Below are 16,707 nucleotides of genomic sequence, written 5' to 3'. Positions count from 1 at the left end.
CACATCCACCCTTACCGCACCTCGGCTCGTCCTCGCCTCCGCCCGGGGCCGGACCGAGCGCATCCGCACGGCTCACTCGGACGGATAGAGGCGGGACGGATCGCCCGGCCGGAGGCTGTCCGAGACCTCGTCCGGCGTACTGGCCGCGATCGAGCCGAGCAGGGCCAGCGAACGCGCGGACTCCGTCCCGGGCTCGGCGTGGTAGATCACCAGGAGCTGCCCGTCGGCGCCGGCGACCGCGAGCTTGTCGCAGTACAGGTCGAGGTCACCCACCTCGGGATGGCGCAGCCGGCTGACCACGCCCTCCCGCCGACGTACCTCGTGGCGCGCCCACAGCTGACGGAAGCAATCGCTCTTGAGTGACAGCTCCCCCACCAGCGCCGTCAACCGTGGGTCGTCGACAGCCCCGCCCGAGTCGGCACGCATCTGCCCCACCACGCTCTGCATCGCCTGCCGCCAGTCGCGGAACAGCTCCCGCTCAGCCGGGTCCAGGAACACCGCGCGGAGCCGGTTGGCCCCCGGGGCGAGATTCGGCGACAGTGCCCTCGCCATCGGGTTCGAGGCCAGGATGTCGAGGTAGCGGTTCTGCACGAAGGCCGGCATGTCGAGCTGCCGCAGCAGGTGCAGGATGCTGGCCGGCACCCGATCGGCGGCCGGTCGGGCCGCCCGCCGCGACCGCGCACGGCTCAGCCCGATCATGTACGCGGTCGCCTCCGGGTCCAGTCGCAGCACCCCGGCGAGGGCATCGAGGACCTGCACCGACGGATGCCGCTCGCGGCCCTGCTCCAATCGGAGGTAGTAGTCGGCGCTGATGCCGGCCAGCATCGCCACCTCCTCGCGCCGCAGCCCCGGCACCCGGCGCAGGCCCACGCCGGGGCCGAGCCCGACGTCCTCGGGGCTGGTCTGCTCCCGGCGGGCACGCAGGAAGTCGCCGAGCGGGTTCGTCGCGTCCATGCCACCGACGGTATGCCGCTTCGCCGGACGGTGACTGGTCGTGTCACTACCAGGAACGTCTCGCCCTGCCGCGCCGAGCGGGTGCCGAGCACAGTCTTTCGGAGACGCATATCAACTCCGAATACGGATAGAGGACGACATGAGCGAGAACCTGCCCGGCGGTGCCCTGACCCTGGCCGACGGCCTCACCCTGAGCCGGATGGGCTACGGGGCGATGCAGTTGGCGGGCCCGGGTGTTTTCGGCCCGCCCCTCGACCGCGATGGGGCCCTCGCCGTACTCCGCGAGGCGGTCGACAGGGGCATCCGGCACATCGACACCAGCGACTTCTACGGGCCGGTGGTGGTCAACGAGCTGATCCGCGAGGCGCTGCACCCGTACCCCGAGGATCTGCACCTGGTCACCAAGGTCGGCGCGCGGCGCGGCGCCGACGCGTCCTGGATCCCGGCGCTGGAGCCGGACGAACTGAAGGCCCAGATCCGGGACAACCTCAAGCACCTCGGCCTGGACGTCCTCGACGTGGTCAACCTGCGGGTCGGTGTGGCGGAGGGCACCGGCGACGCTCCCCTCTCCGAGCAGTTCGGCGCCCTCGCCGAACTGCGGCAGGAGGGGCTGATCCGGCACCTCGGGCTCAGCAACGTCACGCCCGACCAGCTCACCGAGGCGCAGGCCATCGCCCCGGTGGTCACTGTCCAGAACCTCTACAACCTGGCGAATCGGCAGGACGACGCCCTGGTCGACAGGTGCGCCGCGGAGAACATCGCGTTCGCCGCGTTCTTCCCGCTCGGCGGGTTCACGCCCTTGCAGTCCGACACGCTGAACGAGGTCGCCGCCCGGCTGGACGCCTCGCCGCAGCAGGTCGCCCTCGCCTGGCTGCTCCAGCGCTCCCCCACCACCGTGCTGATCCCCGGCACGTCGAGCGTGGCGCACCTGCGGGACAACATGGCCGCGGTCGACCTGAAGCTCCCGGCCAAAGTGATCGAGGAGTTGGACGCCATCGGCGGGTGAGCCTAGTGCTGGTGCGGCCGGTTGCGGATGAGCGTGAGCGCGAGGACGGCCGTGACGAGGAAGACGATGCCGTTGATCCGCAGGCCGGCCTGCACTCCGGAGGTCATGGCCTCGGCGATCGCGGACCGGACCGGATCGGGCAGCGGTTGGTCGCCTGTCGCGCCGGCGGCCACCGCCGTCCGCACGGCGGTGCGGGTGGGTTCGGCGACCTGGTGTGCGGCGAGGCGGTCGGGCAGGTCGGCCAGCATCGTGGTGGTGAGCAGGGTGCCCAGCAGGGACGACCCGAGCACGGAACCCACCTGGCGGGCCGCGTTGACCGCGCCGGAGGCCATGCCGGCCTGGGCGGGCGCGACGCTGGCCAGCGCCGCCGCCGTCGCCGGAGCCACCACCAGGGCGGAGGCGGCACCGAACAGGACGAACAGCGCCCACCGGTGCGCGAACGTCGTGGTCGGCCCCTGGGCCGCCAACCCGAAGCTGGCCACCGCGCCGAGGACCAGGCCGAGGGTGAGCGGCGCCTTGAATCCGGTACGACGGATCGTCCGCCCGGCGGCGAAGGCCACGAGCGCGTACGTGCCGAAGAGCACAAGCATCCGCCAGCCGGTGTCCAGCGGACTGAGCGCCTGGGCACGTTCGTGGAAGAGGACGAGCAGAATCGCCACACCGGTGAAGCCGAACAGCGACACCGCGGCGACCACCATGACGGCGCTGAACGACGGCGACCGGAGCAGCCGTACGTCGAGCATCGGCGCGCTGGTCCGCAACTCGACAAGCACGAACGCGACAAGCGCGGCGGCCGAGACGACCCAGGTGGTCGCCACGACGGGGCTGGTGTAGCCGTTCCGTCCGCCCTGGATCATGGCGTAGACGGCGGCGGCGATGGCGACGGTGCCGAGCAGCAGGCCGGGCAGGTCGAGCCGACCCGCGCTCGGCCGGGACTCGGCCACCCCGACGGCGGTGACGACGAGGGTGATCACGCCCAGCACGATTGTCGACAGGTAGACGCTGTGCCACGAGTGGTGCCGCAGCAGCGCACCGGCGATGAGCGGGCCGACGGCGAGCCCGACACCGGAGGCGGCCGACCAGGCGGTGATCACCTCGGTGCGGCGGTGCGGGTCGGTGAACGTGGCGCCCAGGATCGCCAGGCTGTTCGGCAGGATCAGCGCGCCGCCGAGGCCCGCGACCAGCTGCCCGGCGATCACCCAGGCGACGGTGGGGGCGCCGGCCACGACGGCACCGCCGATGATCATGGCGACGACGCCGGCGCCGAACACCCGCCTGCGACCGTAGCGGTTGCCCAGGGTGGCGGCGGACAGCACCACGCTCGCCACGACCAGGGTGTAGGCGCTGGGGATCCAGATCACGGTGGTCGGGTCGACCCGAAGGTCGCGCTGGATGGTGGTCAGTGCGGAGACCGTCGCGGTGATCTGGAGAAACGTGATCATCGCGCCGAGGCACATGGCGAGCAGAGTCACCGGCCGGGAGCCGCGAAGGGACGAGCGGGCGGTGACGGCCGCGCCGGCTGCGGCCGGCGCGGTGGTGTCAGTGGTCACGGGGCGTCCTTGAGGTCGGAGTTCCGCTGACTTTCGCTAGAGCAAGTCAGCAGTCGCCCAGTGAATCACCTGGCTAGCTCCAACGCAAGCCAGGTACGCTGCACGGCATGGAGGACCTCCGCGAAGACCGCGAATCGTGGTCGATGACGAACTGCTCGGTGGCACGGGCGATGGACGTCGTGGGCAGCCGGTCGACGATCCTGATCATGCGAGACGCGCTGCTCGGGACGCGCCGCTTCGACGAGTTCGTCCGCAGGGTCGGCATCGGCGAGCCCGCCATGGCGGCCCGACTCAAGGAGATGGTCGCCGCCGGTCTGCTCGAACGGATCCCGTACCGGGAGCCGGGCCAGCGCACCCGGCACGAGTACCAACTCACCCGCAAGGGCCGCGAACTGCTGCCCGTCATCACCGCGCTGCGCAACTGGGGCGACACCTGGAGCGCCGACGACGCCGGCCCCGCCATCATCGCCCGCCACCACGACTGCGGTGAGCCGGTCCGTGCGGTGCTCCGCTGCGATGCCGGACACGACGTCGAGAACGGCGACATCGACATCACCGCCGGCCCAGGCCTGATCCGCCGCGCGTGACACCCGCGGCGGCGCAGGGGCGACTGGGAGGGCCTGCCCCACCGGGTCGAGCTGGCGCTGGTCGACCACGGTCCCGGCGGTACGGCCCCGGCGGTACGGTCCGCTGACGATCCTTCGAAGGAGCACGATGGAGCTGACCGAGCCGACCGTCTGGAGCACCGACCGGCTGGAGTTGGGTGAGGGCCTGCGCTGGGTCGACGACCGGCTGGTCCTGGTCGACCTGCTGGCCGGGCGACTGTTGGAGACCGACGGCGACGCCCCGACCCCGCTGCGGGAGCTACGCCGCCTCGACGTGCCGCTCGGCGCGGTCGCCCCGGTGGCCGACCGACCGGGCGAGTGGCTGGCCGCCGCCGGGACCGGCGTCACCCGGCTGCCCGCCACCGGCGACCCCCGACCGGTCACCGAGCTGGTCGCCGACGCGCCCGAGCCGACCCGGATGAACGACGCGGTCGCCGACCCGCACGGCCGCTTCTGGGCCGGCAGCATGACGTACGCGATGGCGCCTGGCGGTGGCACGTTGTTCCGCCTCACCCCGGGCGCCGACCCGGTCCCCGTGGTGACCGGGCTGACAATCCCGAACGGGCCGGCGTTCGACGCGACCGGCACCACCATGTACCTGGCCGACACGCCACGCGGCGAGATCGACAGGTTCACCGTCGACCCCGCCACCGGGGCCCTGCACGGGCGGGAGCCGTTCCTGCGGCTGTCCCCCGCCGACGGCGGCCCGGACGGCATGACGCTCGATGCGGCCGGGCACCTCTGGATCGCGCTGTGGGGCGCCTCCGCGGTCCGCCGCTACCGGCCCGACGGCACCCTCGACCGGGAGATCCGGCTGCCAGCCAAGCAGCCGGCCGGCATCTGCCTGGGCGGCCCCGACCTGCGCCGGCTCTTCATCGGCACCGCCCGGGTTGGGCTGGACACGGCGGGCCCGCAGGACGGCGCGCTGCTCGCGGTGGATGTCCCGGTGCCCGGCCTGCCCGCCGCGCGCGCCGCCGCGCCGGTGGGCTGACGGCTCCCCGGCGGACACGCGACGAGCCCGACGACGGCGAGGCATACCGGACGCCCGGGCGGGAATACGCCACCCAGGGCCACCCGCGACCAGCGTGGGGGCGGGCCCACCGACAGGGGGGCGAACCGATGCGCGGCACGGGGTGGGCGTCATGAACGGGCCGGTCGGCGACGAGCCGGTCGGCGAGCTGGAGCTGGTGCACACCTTCACCGGTCCGATGCCGACCGGGGTGAGCGTCTCGCACCAGGGTCGGATCTTCGTCAACTTCCCGAAGTGGGGCGACGAGGTGCCGGCCACCGTCGTCGAGCTGCGCGACGGCCGGGAGGTGCCCTTCCCCGACCAGGCGTGGAACGACCCGTCGGGTGACGACGACGCGGGCGCGTTCGTGTCGGTGCAGAGCATCGTGGTGGACCCGGCGGACCGGCTCTGGGTGCTGGACACCGGCAGCCCGATGTTCCGGCCGACGAAGCCGGGCGGCCCGAAGCTGGTCCGGGTCGACCTGGGCACCGACACGGTCGCCCAGGTGATCACCTTCCCGCCGGACGTGGCGCTGCCGACGACGTACCTCAACGACGTCCGCTTCGACCTGCGGCGCGGCGAGTCGGGCATCGCGTACATCACCGACTCGGCGAACGCCGGGCCGAACGGGATCATCGTGGTGGACCTGGCCAGCGGGGCCTCCTGGCGGCGGCTGCACGACCACCCGTCGACCAAGGCGGAGCCGTTGACGACGTTCCGCCCGGTGGTCGAGGGCCGGCCGTTCCTCGAACGCCCGGCGGACGGGCCGCCGAAGCCGGTGTCCATGGGCTCCGACGGCATCGCCATCTCGGCCGACGGCAGCCAGCTGTACTACTGCCCGCTGGCGTCCCGGCACTGGTACAGCGTCTCCACCGAGGCGCTGGCCGACCCGGGCGTCACCCAGGAGGCGGTCGCCGCGACAGTGGTCGACGAGGGCGACAAGGGCACCGCCTCGGACGGGTTGGAGAGCGACGACGCGGGGCGGCTCTACCTCACCTCGTACGAGCACAACGCGGTGCTGCGGCGACTGCCGGACGGCGGGTACGAGACCCTGGTGCACGACCCGCGGCTGCTCTGGCCGGACACCATGTCGGTGGCCACCGACGAGTACCTCTACGTCACCGCCAACCAACTGCACCGGCAGCCGCAGTACCAGCGGGGTCAGGACCTGCGGCGCAAGCCGTACGCGCTGTTCCGCACCCGCATCGACGCCGGCCCGGTGCTGCTGCGCCGCTGACCGGCCCTGCCGGCCACAGTGCCGGAGCGGAAGCGTGTCGTGCGGGCACGCCAGCTGTCAGCTGACGGGCAGGGTGCGGTCCAGGAGATCGAAGAGGGCGGACCAGTGACGCTCGGTGGCCTGCTCGTCGTACGCCGGGGTGTCGGCCATCGTGTAGCCGTGGTGGGCGCCCGCGTACACCTCGGAGCGGTAGCGCACCCCGGCGGCGTCGAGCGCCTTCTCCAGCGTGGCGATCTGCTCGGGCGTCATCGACTGGTCGGCGTCGGCGTGGCCGAAGTACACCTCGCCGGTGATCGATTCGACGCCCAGGTGTGGGCTGTCCGGCGCGTCGGTGACGATCCGCCCGCCGTGGAAGCTCGCCACCGCGGCGATGCGGTCCGGGTGCGCCTCGATGGCCCGCAGCGCGTTGGTGCCGCCCATGCAGTAGCCGGTGATGGCGACCGGGCCCGGCTGGACGTCGTCCCGGGTGGCCAGGAAGTCGAGGTACGCGGCGGTGTCCCGGCTGATCACCTCGGGGGTCAACGCGCCGACCAGCGGCATGATCTTCTCGAAGAGCGCGCCACGCTGGTCCGGCTCACCGAGTCGGGACAGGTCGAACAGCGGTGCCCGGCCAGCCCGGTAGAACAGGTGGGGCGTCAGCACCAGGTAACCGCGCTCGGCGATCCGCTCCGCCATCTCGACCAGGCGCGGGCGCGGGCCGAAGGCGTCCATGAAGAGCAGCACCGCCGGGAACGGGCCATCGCCGTCCGGTCGGGTGAGGGCTGCGTCCGCGACCCCGTCGCTTGTCGGGATGTCCACCGTCGTGGTCAGCACTGTGCCTCCTCGTACGCCGATCTTGGTCCGTTCGGAACGTTACTCGCCGTGTCGGCGGGCCCGGCCGGCAGCCGCGTGAACGGGGCGTCAAGAAATGGCTGTGGCCCGTCGAAACGGCGTATCGACTGGTGCCCCGCCGTCCCGTGATGGTGACGATGGGTCCATGAGTCCTTGGCGGATGATGCGCTGGGAACGCGGCGACCTGCCACCCGGCACCGACACAGCCAGCGACCCCGGCGAGCCCGCGAACAGAACGGACGAGCCGGAGCGGCGGCACGAGGCGCTGGTCAGCGTCCGGCTCGGCCCGTCCGCGCCCGGCAGTCACCTGGTGGAGTACCTGCGGCACGAGCCGTGCGCCGTCGCGGCGTGGTGGATCGCCGCCGACGTCGACGCCGTGGTCCGCCTCTCCGCCGACAGCATCACCGTGCTGCACCGCGCCGTGGCCGATCTGCGCCTGCGCGCCGGAGTGGAGGTGGCGGAGGCCAACTACATCCTGCGCGCGCTCGACCTGACCACGCCGGCCGACCCGCGTACCGCGACGGACTCCCCGGCCTGGGTGGTGTCCGCCGCATGAGCCGCCCCACCGGTGCCCACCGGGTCGTGGTGGGCGTCGACCGCTCGTTCGCCGGGATGCAGGCGCTGCGCCGGGCGATGCAGCTGGCCCGCCGCGACGGCGCGCAGCTGGACGCCGTCCGCGCGTGGGTCTTCGCGCCGACGTGGCTGCCCGGCACCCTGACCTGGCGCTGGCAGGACGAGTGCGACCGGGCGGCGCTGGTCTACCTACGCGGCGTCGTCGACGCGGCGTAGGTGGCATGCCCCGGGACGTGACCGTGCGACGGCAGCCCGGATCGCGGTCGGTTCGGCCGGTCCCGTGGCCGCGTCACCCGGTACTGCGTGACGCGTGCGGCCGTGACGGTCGTCGCGGGTCGACGCGGCACCTCGCGTCGCTCAGGCGCGGACGAAGCGGACCGCGTCGGCGACCACGTACCCGTCGGTGTCCTCGTGTCAACGGTTCACGGCCGGTAGCGGTAACCCATTCCCGGCTCGGTGATGAGGTGGCGGGGGCGGGCCGGGTCGTCCTCCAGCTTGCGCCGCAGCTGGGCCAGGTACTGCCGCAGGTAGTTGGTCTCGTTCTGGTACTCCGGCCCCCACACGTCCTGCAGGAGCTGACGCTGGCTGACCAGCTTGCCGGGGTGGCGCAGCAGCTTCTCCAGCACGCTCCACTGGATGGGGGTCAGCTTCACCTCGGTGCCGTCGTCCTTCAGCACACTGTGGTCGGCCAGGTCGACGGTGTGCTGGCCGATCCGCAGTGCCGGCACCGCTTCGCTGGGCGCGCCGAGGCGGCGGGTCACCGCCCGGATGCGGGCCAGCAACTCCTCCACCCCGAACGGCTTGGTGACGTAGTCGTCAGCGCCCGCGTCGAGCGCCGCGACCTTGTCCTCGCTGCCGGCCCGGCCGGAGAGCACGATGATCGGTACGGTGGTCCAGCCGCGCAGGCCCCGAATCACCTCCACGCCGTCGATGTCGGGCAGGCCGAGGTCCAGCACCACCAGGTCGGGCGGGTGGCTGGCGGCGGCCTTCAACGCGGCGGCCCCGGTGCCGGCGACGTCCACGTCGTACCGGCGGGCGCGCAGGTTGATGCGCAGGGCCCGCAGGATCTGCGGTTCGTCGTCGACGACCAGGATGCGCGTCATTCCTGCGGCCCCTCCGAGGTGGTCTGCGCGGCCGGCAGCCGCAGCACCATGGTGAGCCCACCGCCGGGGGTGGTCTCCGGGGTGATGCTGCCACCCATCGCCTCGGCCAGGCCCCGGGACAGGGCAAGACCGAGACCGACGCCGGTCTGGTTGTCCCGGTCACCGAGTCGTTGGAACGGCAGGAAGACGTGCTCCCACTGGTCCTCCGGGATGCCCGGCCCCCGGTCGATCACCCGCAGCTCGACCTGGCCGGCGTGGGCGCTGGCGGTGATCGTGGGCGGCTGACCGGGCGGGCTGTACCGCAGCGCGTTGGCGACGATGTTGACAAGTACCCGTTCCAGCAGGCCCGGGTCGGCGGTGGCGGCCGGCAGGTCGGCCGGGATGTCCGTGCCGACGGTCGCGGCCGCCGGGCCAAGTTCGTCAAGCGCCAGGGGTACGGCGTCCTCCAGGCCGATCGCGGTCGCCGAGATGCCCAGCACGCCCGCCTGGAGCCGGCTCATGTCCAGGAGGTTGGCGACCAGCCGGGCGAGGCGGTCCAGCGACTCCTCGGCGGTCTCCAGCAGCTCCTCGCGGTCGGACTCGTCGAACTCGATGTCGTGGCTGCGCAGGCTGGTCACGGCCGCCTTCGCGGACGCCAGCGGGGTACGCAGGTCGTGGCTGACCGCGGCGAGCAGCGCGGTGCGCATCCGGTCGGCGGCGGCGAGCGGCCGGGCGGTGGCGGCTTCCTCGGCGAGCCGTTCCTGGCGCAGCGCCACGGCGGCCTGGGCGGCGAACGCCTCGACGATCCGCCGGTCGGCGGCCTCCAGCCGTCGACCGCAGAGCACGACGGTGATCCGGTCGTCGACCGGTACCGCCGTCTCGCCGCCTTCGGGGGTGCAGGGCGGCTGGTCGCCGACGCTGGCCACGACGTGCCAGGCGTGCTCCTCGCGGGCGCGGTCGGGGCGACCGCTGGCGTCCTCGGCCAACTCCAGCACGCTCACCGCGCGCAGACCGAAGGTCTCCCGAAGCTGGTCGAGCAGGGCGGTCAGGGTGCGTTCGCCGCGTAGCACGCCACCGGCGACGGCGGCGAGGGTCTGCGCGTCGGCTGCGGCCCGGGCGGCCTCCCGGGTACGCCGGGCGGCCACGTCGACGATCCAGCTCACGGCCAGGGCCACCCCGACGAAGACGGCCAACGCGAGCAGGTTGTCCGCCTCGGCGATGGTCAGCGTGCGGAAGGGCGGGGTGAAGAACCAGTTGAGCAGCAGCGAGCCGCCGAGCGCGGCGACCAGGGCGGGCCACACCCCGCCGACCAGCGCGACCCCGACCACCCCGGCGAGGAACAGCAGGATGTCGTTTGTCAGCGTGAGGTCGGGCAGGGTCTTCAGCAGCAGGGTGAGCAGCGGCATGCCGAGCACGGCCAGGCCGAAGCCGAGCAGCCGACGGCGTCGGGACAGCGCCGCCGGCACGGCTGCCGCCCTCCGACCCTTGCCGGCCTGCTTGTGGGTGACCAGGTGCACGTCGATCGAGCCGGAGAGCGCTGTGGTGGTCACCCCGACACCCCGGGCGAAGATCTGCGCGAGGCGGCCCCGCCGGCTGGCCCCGAGCACCAACTGGGTGGCGTTCACACCCTGGGCGAAGTCCAGCAGTGCGGCCGGCACGTCGGTGCCGAGCACCTGGTGGTACGTGCCACCCAGGCTCTCCACCAGCACCCGTTGCCGCGCCAGCTGGGCCGGGTCGGCGCCGGCCAGGCCGTCGCTGCGGGCCACGTGCACGGCGAGCAGGTCGGCGCCCTTGCTGCGGGCCGCGACCCGGGCCGCCCGGCGGATCAGCGTCTCGCCCTCCGGGCCACCGGTCAGCGCGACCACGACGCGTTCCCGGGCCTCCCAGGTGGCGGCGATGCCCTGCTGGCTGCGGTAGCGGTCGAGCTGCTCGTCGACCTTGTCGGCCAGCCAGAGCAGCGCCAGCTCACGCAGGGCGGTGAGGTTGCCGACCCGGAAGTAGTTGCCCAACGCGGCGTCGATCTTGTCGGGTCGGTAGATGTTGCCGTGCGCCATCCGCCGGCGTAGCGCCTCCGGGGTCATGTCGACAAGCTCGACCTGCTCGGCGGCCCGGACTATCTCGTCCGGCACGGTCTCCCGCTGGGTGGTGCCGGTGATCTGCGCGACGACGTCGTTGACCGACTCAAGGTGCTGCACGTTGACCGTGGACAGCACGTCGATCCCCGCGTCGAGCAACTCCTGGACGTCCTGCCAGCGCTTGTCGTAGCGGGAACCGGGCACGTTTGTGTGCGCCAACTCGTCGACCACGGCGACCTCCGGCCGGCGGGCCAGCACCGCGTCCAGGTCCATCTCGGTGAACTCGACGCCCCGGTACTCCATCGTGCGTCGGGGCACCTGCTCAAGGTCGCCGAGCATCGCGGCGGTGTGTTGACGGCCGTGGGTCTCCACGAAACCGATCACCACGTCGGTGCCGCGCGCGGCCCGCCGCTGGGCCTCCTCCAACATGGCGTACGTCTTGCCGACGCCGGGGGCGGCCCCGAGGTAGATGCGCAGTTCTCCGCGTGGCACGGGGACCATCCTCCCTGGTCAGATCGGCGGGCGGGGCCGCGCCCGGTCGGCACGGCCCCGCCCGCGAGTGCTCAGCGTGCGGCGAACTGCTTGTCGAGGGCGAGGTTGAGCTCCAGCACGTTGACGCCGGGCTCGCCCATGAAGCCCAGCCCACGCCCGTCGGTGTGCTCCTTGACCAGCTTGCGGACCGCCGCCGGATCCGCGTCGCGCTCCCGCGCGACCCGATTCACCTGCAGTTCGGCGTACGCCGGGCTGATCTGCGGGTCGAGACCGCTGGCGCTGGCGGTGACCGCGTCGGCGGGGACCGCCGGGTCGGCGGGCGCGTCGCCCCGGATCGGGGTGAGCACCCCGCCGGCGGCCACGTAGTCCTCGCCGGGCTGGGCCGGCTCCACCGGCACCCCCTCGTACGAGGTGACGAACGGGGTGGCCGGGGCGGCCTGGTTGACGCTTACCACCCGGGTGACCGGGCCGGTCAGACCGTCGGCGCGGAAGACCGCGAGCACGGCACCCACCCCGTCGTCGGTGCAGAAGGGGCGCCGACCGTCGACGCCGTTGAGCTCGCCGACCTCCTTGCTGCGCCCGCACACCTGGGTGAGCAGGCTCTCGCTGGACTCCTCCGGGTCGGTGGCGATGGTGTCGACCACGCTCTCCGGGCCGAGGTTGCTGGCCGAGGTGGAGGTCGGGTCGTAGCCGTCACCGGCGGCGGAGGGGCGTGACTGGAAGTAGCGGGCGACCGGGTTGCCGTCCGCGTCGGTGAAGGACTGGCCGATCAGGGCGCTGCCGACAGTCGTCCCGCCCGAGGTGGTCAGCGAGCCGCCGGCCTTGTGGTTGAGGCCGGGTAGCTGACCAACCGCCACCAGAGCCAGCGGGTAGACCAGGCCGAGCAGCACCGTGAAGACGAGTACGGCGCGCAGCGCGGCGAGGTGTTGGGCGATCCAGGTGGGTAGACGCATCACGAAATCCCCGGGATGAACTGGATGAGCAGGTCGATGAGCTTGATCCCGATGAACGGCACGATGATGCCGCCCAGCCCGTACACCAGCAGGTTGCGGCTGAGCAGCTTCGACGCGGCGGCCGGCCGGTACCGCACACCCCGCAGGGCGAGCGGGATCAGCGCGATGATCACCAGGGCGTTGAAGATGACCGCGGACAGGATCGCCGACTCCGGGCTGGACAGCCGCATGATGTTCAGCGCGTCCAGGCTCGGGTAGAGGCCGGCGAACATGGCCGGGATGATCGCGAAGTACTTCGCGATGTCGTTGGCGATGCTGAACGTGGTCAGCGCGCCACGGGTGATCAGCAACTGCTTGCCGATCTCCACGATCTCGATCAGTTTGGTCGGGTCGGAGTCGAGGTCGACCATGTTGCCGGCCTCCTTGGCGGCCGACGTACCGGTGTTCATCGCCACCCCGACGTCGGCCTGGGCGAGCGCCGGCGCGTCGTTGGTGCCGTCACCGGTCATCGCGACCAGCCGGCCACCCTCCTGCTCCCGCTTGATCAGCGCGAGCTTGTCCTCCGGCGTCGCCTCGGCCAGGAAGTCGTCCACCCCGGCCTCGTCGGCGATCGCCTTCGCGGTACGCGGGTTGTCGCCCGTGATCATCACGGTCCGGATGCCCATCCGGCGCATCTCGTCGAACCGCTCCCGCATGCCGGACTTGACCACGTCCTTGAGGTGGATGACGCCCAGCGCGCGGGCCGGCTCACCGTCGACGTGCTCGGCGACGACCAGCGGCGTGCCGCCGGTGCCACTGACCGCGTCCACGATCTCGCCGACCTGCTCGGTCGGGTGGCCGCCGTTCTCCCGTACCCACTTCATCACTGCGGCGGCGGCGCCCTTGCGGACCCGGCGGGCCGTGCCCACCGCGCCGCCGTCCACGCTGGCGTCCGGGGTGAGGTCGACGCCGCTCATCCGGGTCTGCGCGGTGAACGGTACGAAGGTGGCGTGCGGCATCACGCCGGGCTCGCGCTCGCGCAGTCCGTACTCGTTCTTCGCCAGCACGACCACCGAGCGCCCCTCCGGGGTCTCGTCGGCCAGGCTGGACAGCTGCGCGGCGTCGGCCAGCGTCGCGGCGTCGATCCCCTCGACCGGGACGAACTCGGCGGCCTGCCGGTTGCCCAGCGTGATGGTGCCGGTCTTGTCCAGCAGCAGGGTGTTGACGTCGCCGGCCGCCTCGACGGCCCGACCACTCATGGCCAGCACGTTGCGCTGGACGAGGCGGTCCATGCCGGCGATGCCGATGGCGGAGAGCAGCGCGCCGATGGTGGTGGGGATCAGGCAGACCAGCAGCGAGATCAGCACCACGCCTGTGACACCGGAGTCGGTGATCGCCCCGCTGTTCGGCGCGGCCGCCTGGTACGCCTTGGAGAAGATCGCCAGCGGCTGGAGGGTGACCACTGCCAGCAGGAAGATGATCGTGAGCGCGGCGAGCAGGATGTTCAGCGCGATCTCGTTCGGCGTCTTCTGCCGGTTGGCCCCCTCGACCAGGGCGATCATCCGGTCGATGAAGCTCTCCCCCGGCTTCTGGGTGATCTTCACGATGATCCGGTCGGAGAGCACCTTGGTGCCACCGGTGACCGCGCTGCGGTCGCCACCGGACTCCCGGATGACCGGGGCCGACTCGCCGGTGATGGCCGACTCGTCGACGCTGGCGATGCCCTCGACGATGTCGCCGTCGCCGGGGATGATGCCGCCCGCCTCGACGAGCACGATGTCGCCCTGGCGCAGTTGCGGCGCGGGCACCGCCTCGTCGCGGTAGGTGTTCGCGCGGGCGCCCGGCTTCCAGTCGATCAGCCGGGTGGCGATGGTGTCCTGCTTGGCCTGCCGCAGCGCGGCGGCCTGGGCCTTGCCCCGACCCTCGGCGACCGCCTCGGCCAGGTTGGCGAAGACCACTGTCAGCCAGAGCCAGATGGTGATCGCCCAGGCGAACACCGACGGGTCGGTCACCGCCAGGACGGTGGTGAAGGCCGCACCGACCTCCACGATCAGCATCACCGGGTTGCGCCACAGGGTGGTCGGGTTGAGCTTGCGGACGGCGTCCGGCAGGGACCGGATGAGCTGCTGGGGGTCGAGCAGGCCCCCGCCGGCCCGGTTGCCCTGCGTTGCCGGGGTGCCGGGAAGCTGCTCTGTCGGGGCGGACGTGACGGACATGTCCTCGTTCCTCATGATGGTCAGAGCCCCTCTGCCAGCGGGCCGAGCGCGAGCGCGGGCAGGAAGGTCAGCGCGACGAGGACCACCGTGACGCCGACGACCATGCCGATGAACAGCGGTCGGTGGGTCGGCAGGGTGCCCTCGGACGCGGGGGTGGGTGCCTGGCGGGCCAGCGAACCGGCCAGCGCGAGCACGAAGATGATCGGCAGGAACCGGCCGAGCAGCATGCACAACCCGAGCGCGGTGTTCCACCACGGCGTGCTGACCGTGATGCCGGCGAACGCCGAGCCGTTGTTGTTGCTGGCCGACGTGAACGCGTACAGCACCTCGGAGAGGCCGTGCGGGCCGACGTTGAGCGCTGTCGAGTTGTTGCCGGTGGCGAACGCGGCCGCCGTTCCGACGAGCACCAGGATCGGCGTGATCAGGAAGTAGAACGAGGCGAACTTGATCTCCCGCGAGCTGATCTTCTTGCCCAGGTACTCCGGGGTGCGACCGACCATGAGCCCGGCGATGAACACCGTGATCACCGCGAGGATGAGCAGGCCGTAGAGGCCGGAACCGGTGCCGCCCGGCGCGACCTCGCCGAGCATCATGTTGACCATGGTCATCATGCCGCCGAGCGAGGTGAACGAGTCGTGGAACGAGTTCACCGCACCGGTCGAGGTGAGCGTGGTGGCGGCGGCGAAGGTGGCCGAGTTCGAGACGTCGAACCGCACCTCCTTGCCCTCCATGGCCGCGCCGACCGCCTGCGGGACCGTGCCGTGGCCGGCCAGCTCGAAGACGTTTGTGATGGCGATGCTGGCGAACGCGAGGATGCCCATCACCGCGGCGATGGCGTAGCCCTGCCGGTTCTGCCCGACCATCCGGCCGAACACCCGGGGCAGGCTGAACGGGATCAGCAGGATCAGGAAGATCTCCAGCCAGTTCGTCCAGGTGGTGGGGTTCTCGAACGGGTGCGCGCTGTTGACGTTGTAGAAGCCGCCACCGTTGGTGCCCAGCTCCTTGATCACTTCTTGGCTGGCGACCGGACCACCGGTGATGGTCTGGGTGCCGCCGGTCAGCGTGGTCACGTCGGTGCCGGCGGAGAGGTTCTGCACCACGCCGCCGATCATCAGCACGATGGCGCCGAGCACCGCGATCGGCAGCAGGACCCGCAGCACGATCCGGGTCAGGTCGACCCAGAAGTTGCCGAGCTGCCCGGTGCGGCTGCGGGCGAAACCGCGCACCAGCGCGACCGCCACCGCGATGCCGACCGCCGCCGAGGTGAAGTTCTGCACGGCCAGGCCGGCCATCTGCACCAGGTGGCCCATCGTCGACTCACCCGAGTACCACTGCCAGTTCGTGTTGGTCACGAACGAGACGGCGGTGTTCCAGGCGCCGTGGGTCATCACCGGGTCGAGCCCCAGCGACAACCACAGGTGGTTCTGCACCCGCTGGAACAGGTACAGGAACAGGATCGAGACCGCGGAGAACGCCAGCACGCTGCGGGCGTACACGCCCCAGGTCTGCTCGGCGGCCGGGTTGACCCCGACCAGTCGGAAGATGCCCCGCTCGACCCGCGACTGCTTCGTGCCGGAGACCGCCCGGAACATGTAGTCACCGAACGGCTTGTAGACGGCGACGAGCGCCGCCACCAGCGTCAGCACGAAGATGACGCCCGCTGTTGTCATGGTCATCAGAAGCGCTCCGGGAACAGCAGGGCGAACACCAGGAACGCGCCCAGGACGATCGCGAGCACCAGACCGACGGCGTTTACCGCGTTCACAGCTTCTCCACCGCCCGGACCACCAGGGCGAGCACCGCGAACAGCGCCACCGTCAGGACCACGAACACCACGTCAGACACGCTGACTCCTCATACCGGAAAGGTTCGTCGCGACCGCCTTCCGGTCGCGCCGGGCAATCAAAGCCCCACCACCCGCCGGACGGCAGGGGTCATAACGCGACCGTGACGGAGGCGAACCTTTTCTTGACGTGGTTTTCACACCCGCACCTGAACAGGTGAAATGCGGCACAGACCGCTCGGCGGTCCGGGAGGTCAAGACCAGTTGTCCGCCCTTTGCTCTGCACCTGCGGAGGCACCAGCTACAGACCGTGAGTGTCGCCTCCGCGGGTGCAGAGCAAAGGGCGCACGGGAGAGACCATG

The 16,707-nt window shown here is 71.8% G+C and carries 15 protein-coding genes; 6 read left to right on the top strand and 9 right to left on the bottom strand.

Annotated elements, in window-relative coordinates:
* Positions 1 to 72: 72 nt before the first annotated feature.
* Entirely contained in the window at positions 73 to 954 is an 882-nt protein-coding gene (locus FHG89_RS08265; RefSeq protein WP_139583771.1) for a helix-turn-helix domain-containing protein, read from the bottom strand.
* A 139-nt stretch (positions 955 to 1,093) separates the two neighbouring features.
* On the opposite strand from FHG89_RS08265, the gene FHG89_RS08260 reads away from it, so the two are divergent.
* Entirely contained in the window at positions 1,094 to 1,960 is an 867-nt protein-coding gene (locus FHG89_RS08260; RefSeq protein ID WP_139583770.1) for an oxidoreductase, read from the top strand.
* A 2-nt stretch (positions 1,961 to 1,962) separates the two neighbouring features.
* On the opposite strand, the gene FHG89_RS08255 is transcribed toward FHG89_RS08260, so the two are convergent.
* Complete coding sequence (locus tag FHG89_RS08255) at positions 1,963 to 3,510, bottom strand: MFS transporter (protein WP_244295254.1); 1,548 nt, start codon at positions 3,508 to 3,510, stop codon at positions 1,963 to 1,965.
* A 107-nt stretch (positions 3,511 to 3,617) separates the two neighbouring features.
* Between FHG89_RS08255 and FHG89_RS08250 the strand changes: the two genes are divergently transcribed.
* The 3 genes from FHG89_RS08250 to FHG89_RS08240 all read left to right on the top strand — a co-directional run bounded on the left by FHG89_RS08250 (position 3,618) and on the right by FHG89_RS08240 (position 6,361).
* Positions 3,618 to 4,097 carry a winged helix-turn-helix transcriptional regulator gene (locus tag FHG89_RS08250; RefSeq protein WP_139583769.1) on the top strand — a complete coding sequence of 160 codons (480 nt, stop codon included), beginning with the start codon at positions 3,618 to 3,620 and terminating at the stop codon, positions 4,095 to 4,097.
* A 127-nt stretch (positions 4,098 to 4,224) separates the two neighbouring features.
* The gene (locus tag FHG89_RS08245) at positions 4,225 to 5,106 is read left to right on the top strand and encodes an SMP-30/gluconolactonase/LRE family protein (protein ID WP_139583768.1); all 882 of its coding nucleotides are present in this window, start codon (positions 4,225 to 4,227) and stop codon (positions 5,104 to 5,106) included.
* A gap of 151 nt (positions 5,107 to 5,257) precedes the next feature.
* Positions 5,258 to 6,361 carry an L-dopachrome tautomerase-related protein gene (locus FHG89_RS08240; RefSeq protein WP_139583767.1) on the top strand — a complete coding sequence of 368 codons (1,104 nt, stop codon included), beginning with the start codon at positions 5,258 to 5,260 and terminating at the stop codon, positions 6,359 to 6,361.
* Between the two features lie 57 nt (positions 6,362 to 6,418).
* Here the strand turns inward: FHG89_RS08240 and FHG89_RS08235 are convergent, their stop codons facing one another.
* Positions 6,419 to 7,174 carry a dienelactone hydrolase family protein gene (locus FHG89_RS08235; protein ID WP_139583766.1) on the bottom strand — a complete coding sequence of 252 codons (756 nt, stop codon included), beginning with the start codon at positions 7,172 to 7,174 and terminating at the stop codon, positions 6,419 to 6,421.
* A gap of 163 nt (positions 7,175 to 7,337) precedes the next feature.
* Here FHG89_RS08235 and FHG89_RS08230 point away from each other — a divergent pair, with 163 nt between their 5' ends.
* Positions 7,338 to 7,748: a hypothetical protein gene (locus tag FHG89_RS08230; RefSeq protein WP_139583765.1), complete on the top strand. Its 411-nt coding sequence runs from the start codon at positions 7,338 to 7,340 to the stop codon at positions 7,746 to 7,748.
* Positions 7,745 to 7,981, top strand: coding sequence for a universal stress protein (locus FHG89_RS08225; RefSeq protein WP_139583764.1), 237 nt, complete (start codon positions 7,745 to 7,747; stop codon positions 7,979 to 7,981). The genes FHG89_RS08230 and FHG89_RS08225 overlap by 4 nt, the downstream gene beginning before the upstream one ends.
* A gap of 206 nt (positions 7,982 to 8,187) precedes the next feature.
* On the opposite strand, the gene FHG89_RS08220 is transcribed toward FHG89_RS08225, so the two are convergent.
* The 6 genes from FHG89_RS08220 to kdpF form a co-directional block, all read right to left on the bottom strand.
* Positions 8,188 to 8,868, bottom strand: coding sequence for a response regulator (locus tag FHG89_RS08220; RefSeq protein ID WP_139583763.1), 681 nt, complete (start codon positions 8,866 to 8,868; stop codon positions 8,188 to 8,190).
* A complete protein-coding gene (locus tag FHG89_RS08215; RefSeq protein WP_139583762.1) occupies positions 8,865 to 11,414 on the bottom strand; it encodes a sensor histidine kinase in 2,550 nt (849 codons plus the stop codon). The genes FHG89_RS08220 and FHG89_RS08215 overlap by 4 nt, the downstream gene beginning before the upstream one ends.
* 71 nt (positions 11,415 to 11,485) lie before the next feature.
* Entirely contained in the window at positions 11,486 to 12,367 is an 882-nt protein-coding gene (locus tag FHG89_RS08210) for a potassium-transporting ATPase subunit C (protein WP_139583761.1), read from the bottom strand.
* Positions 12,367 to 14,562 carry a potassium-transporting ATPase subunit KdpB gene (gene kdpB, locus FHG89_RS08205; RefSeq protein WP_139583760.1) on the bottom strand — a complete coding sequence of 732 codons (2,196 nt, stop codon included), beginning with the start codon at positions 14,560 to 14,562 and terminating at the stop codon, positions 12,367 to 12,369. The genes FHG89_RS08210 and kdpB overlap by 1 nt, the downstream gene beginning before the upstream one ends.
* Positions 14,563 to 14,582: 20 nt before the next feature.
* Positions 14,583 to 16,238, bottom strand: a complete 1,656-nt coding sequence (gene kdpA / locus FHG89_RS08200; RefSeq protein WP_139583759.1) for a potassium-transporting ATPase subunit KdpA — start codon at positions 16,236 to 16,238, stop codon at positions 14,583 to 14,585.
* Entirely contained in the window at positions 16,238 to 16,327 is a 90-nt protein-coding gene (gene kdpF / locus FHG89_RS08195; protein ID WP_036390805.1) for a K(+)-transporting ATPase subunit F, read from the bottom strand. The genes kdpA and kdpF overlap by 1 nt, the downstream gene beginning before the upstream one ends.
* Positions 16,328 to 16,707 lie beyond the last annotated feature (380 nt).

The organism is Micromonospora orduensis, assembly GCF_006228125.1.
Classification (GTDB): Bacteria; Actinomycetota; Actinomycetes; order Mycobacteriales; family Micromonosporaceae; genus Micromonospora; species Micromonospora orduensis.
Note: the sequence above shows the minus strand (reverse complement) of the source record. Positions and strands in the feature narration are given on the sequence as shown.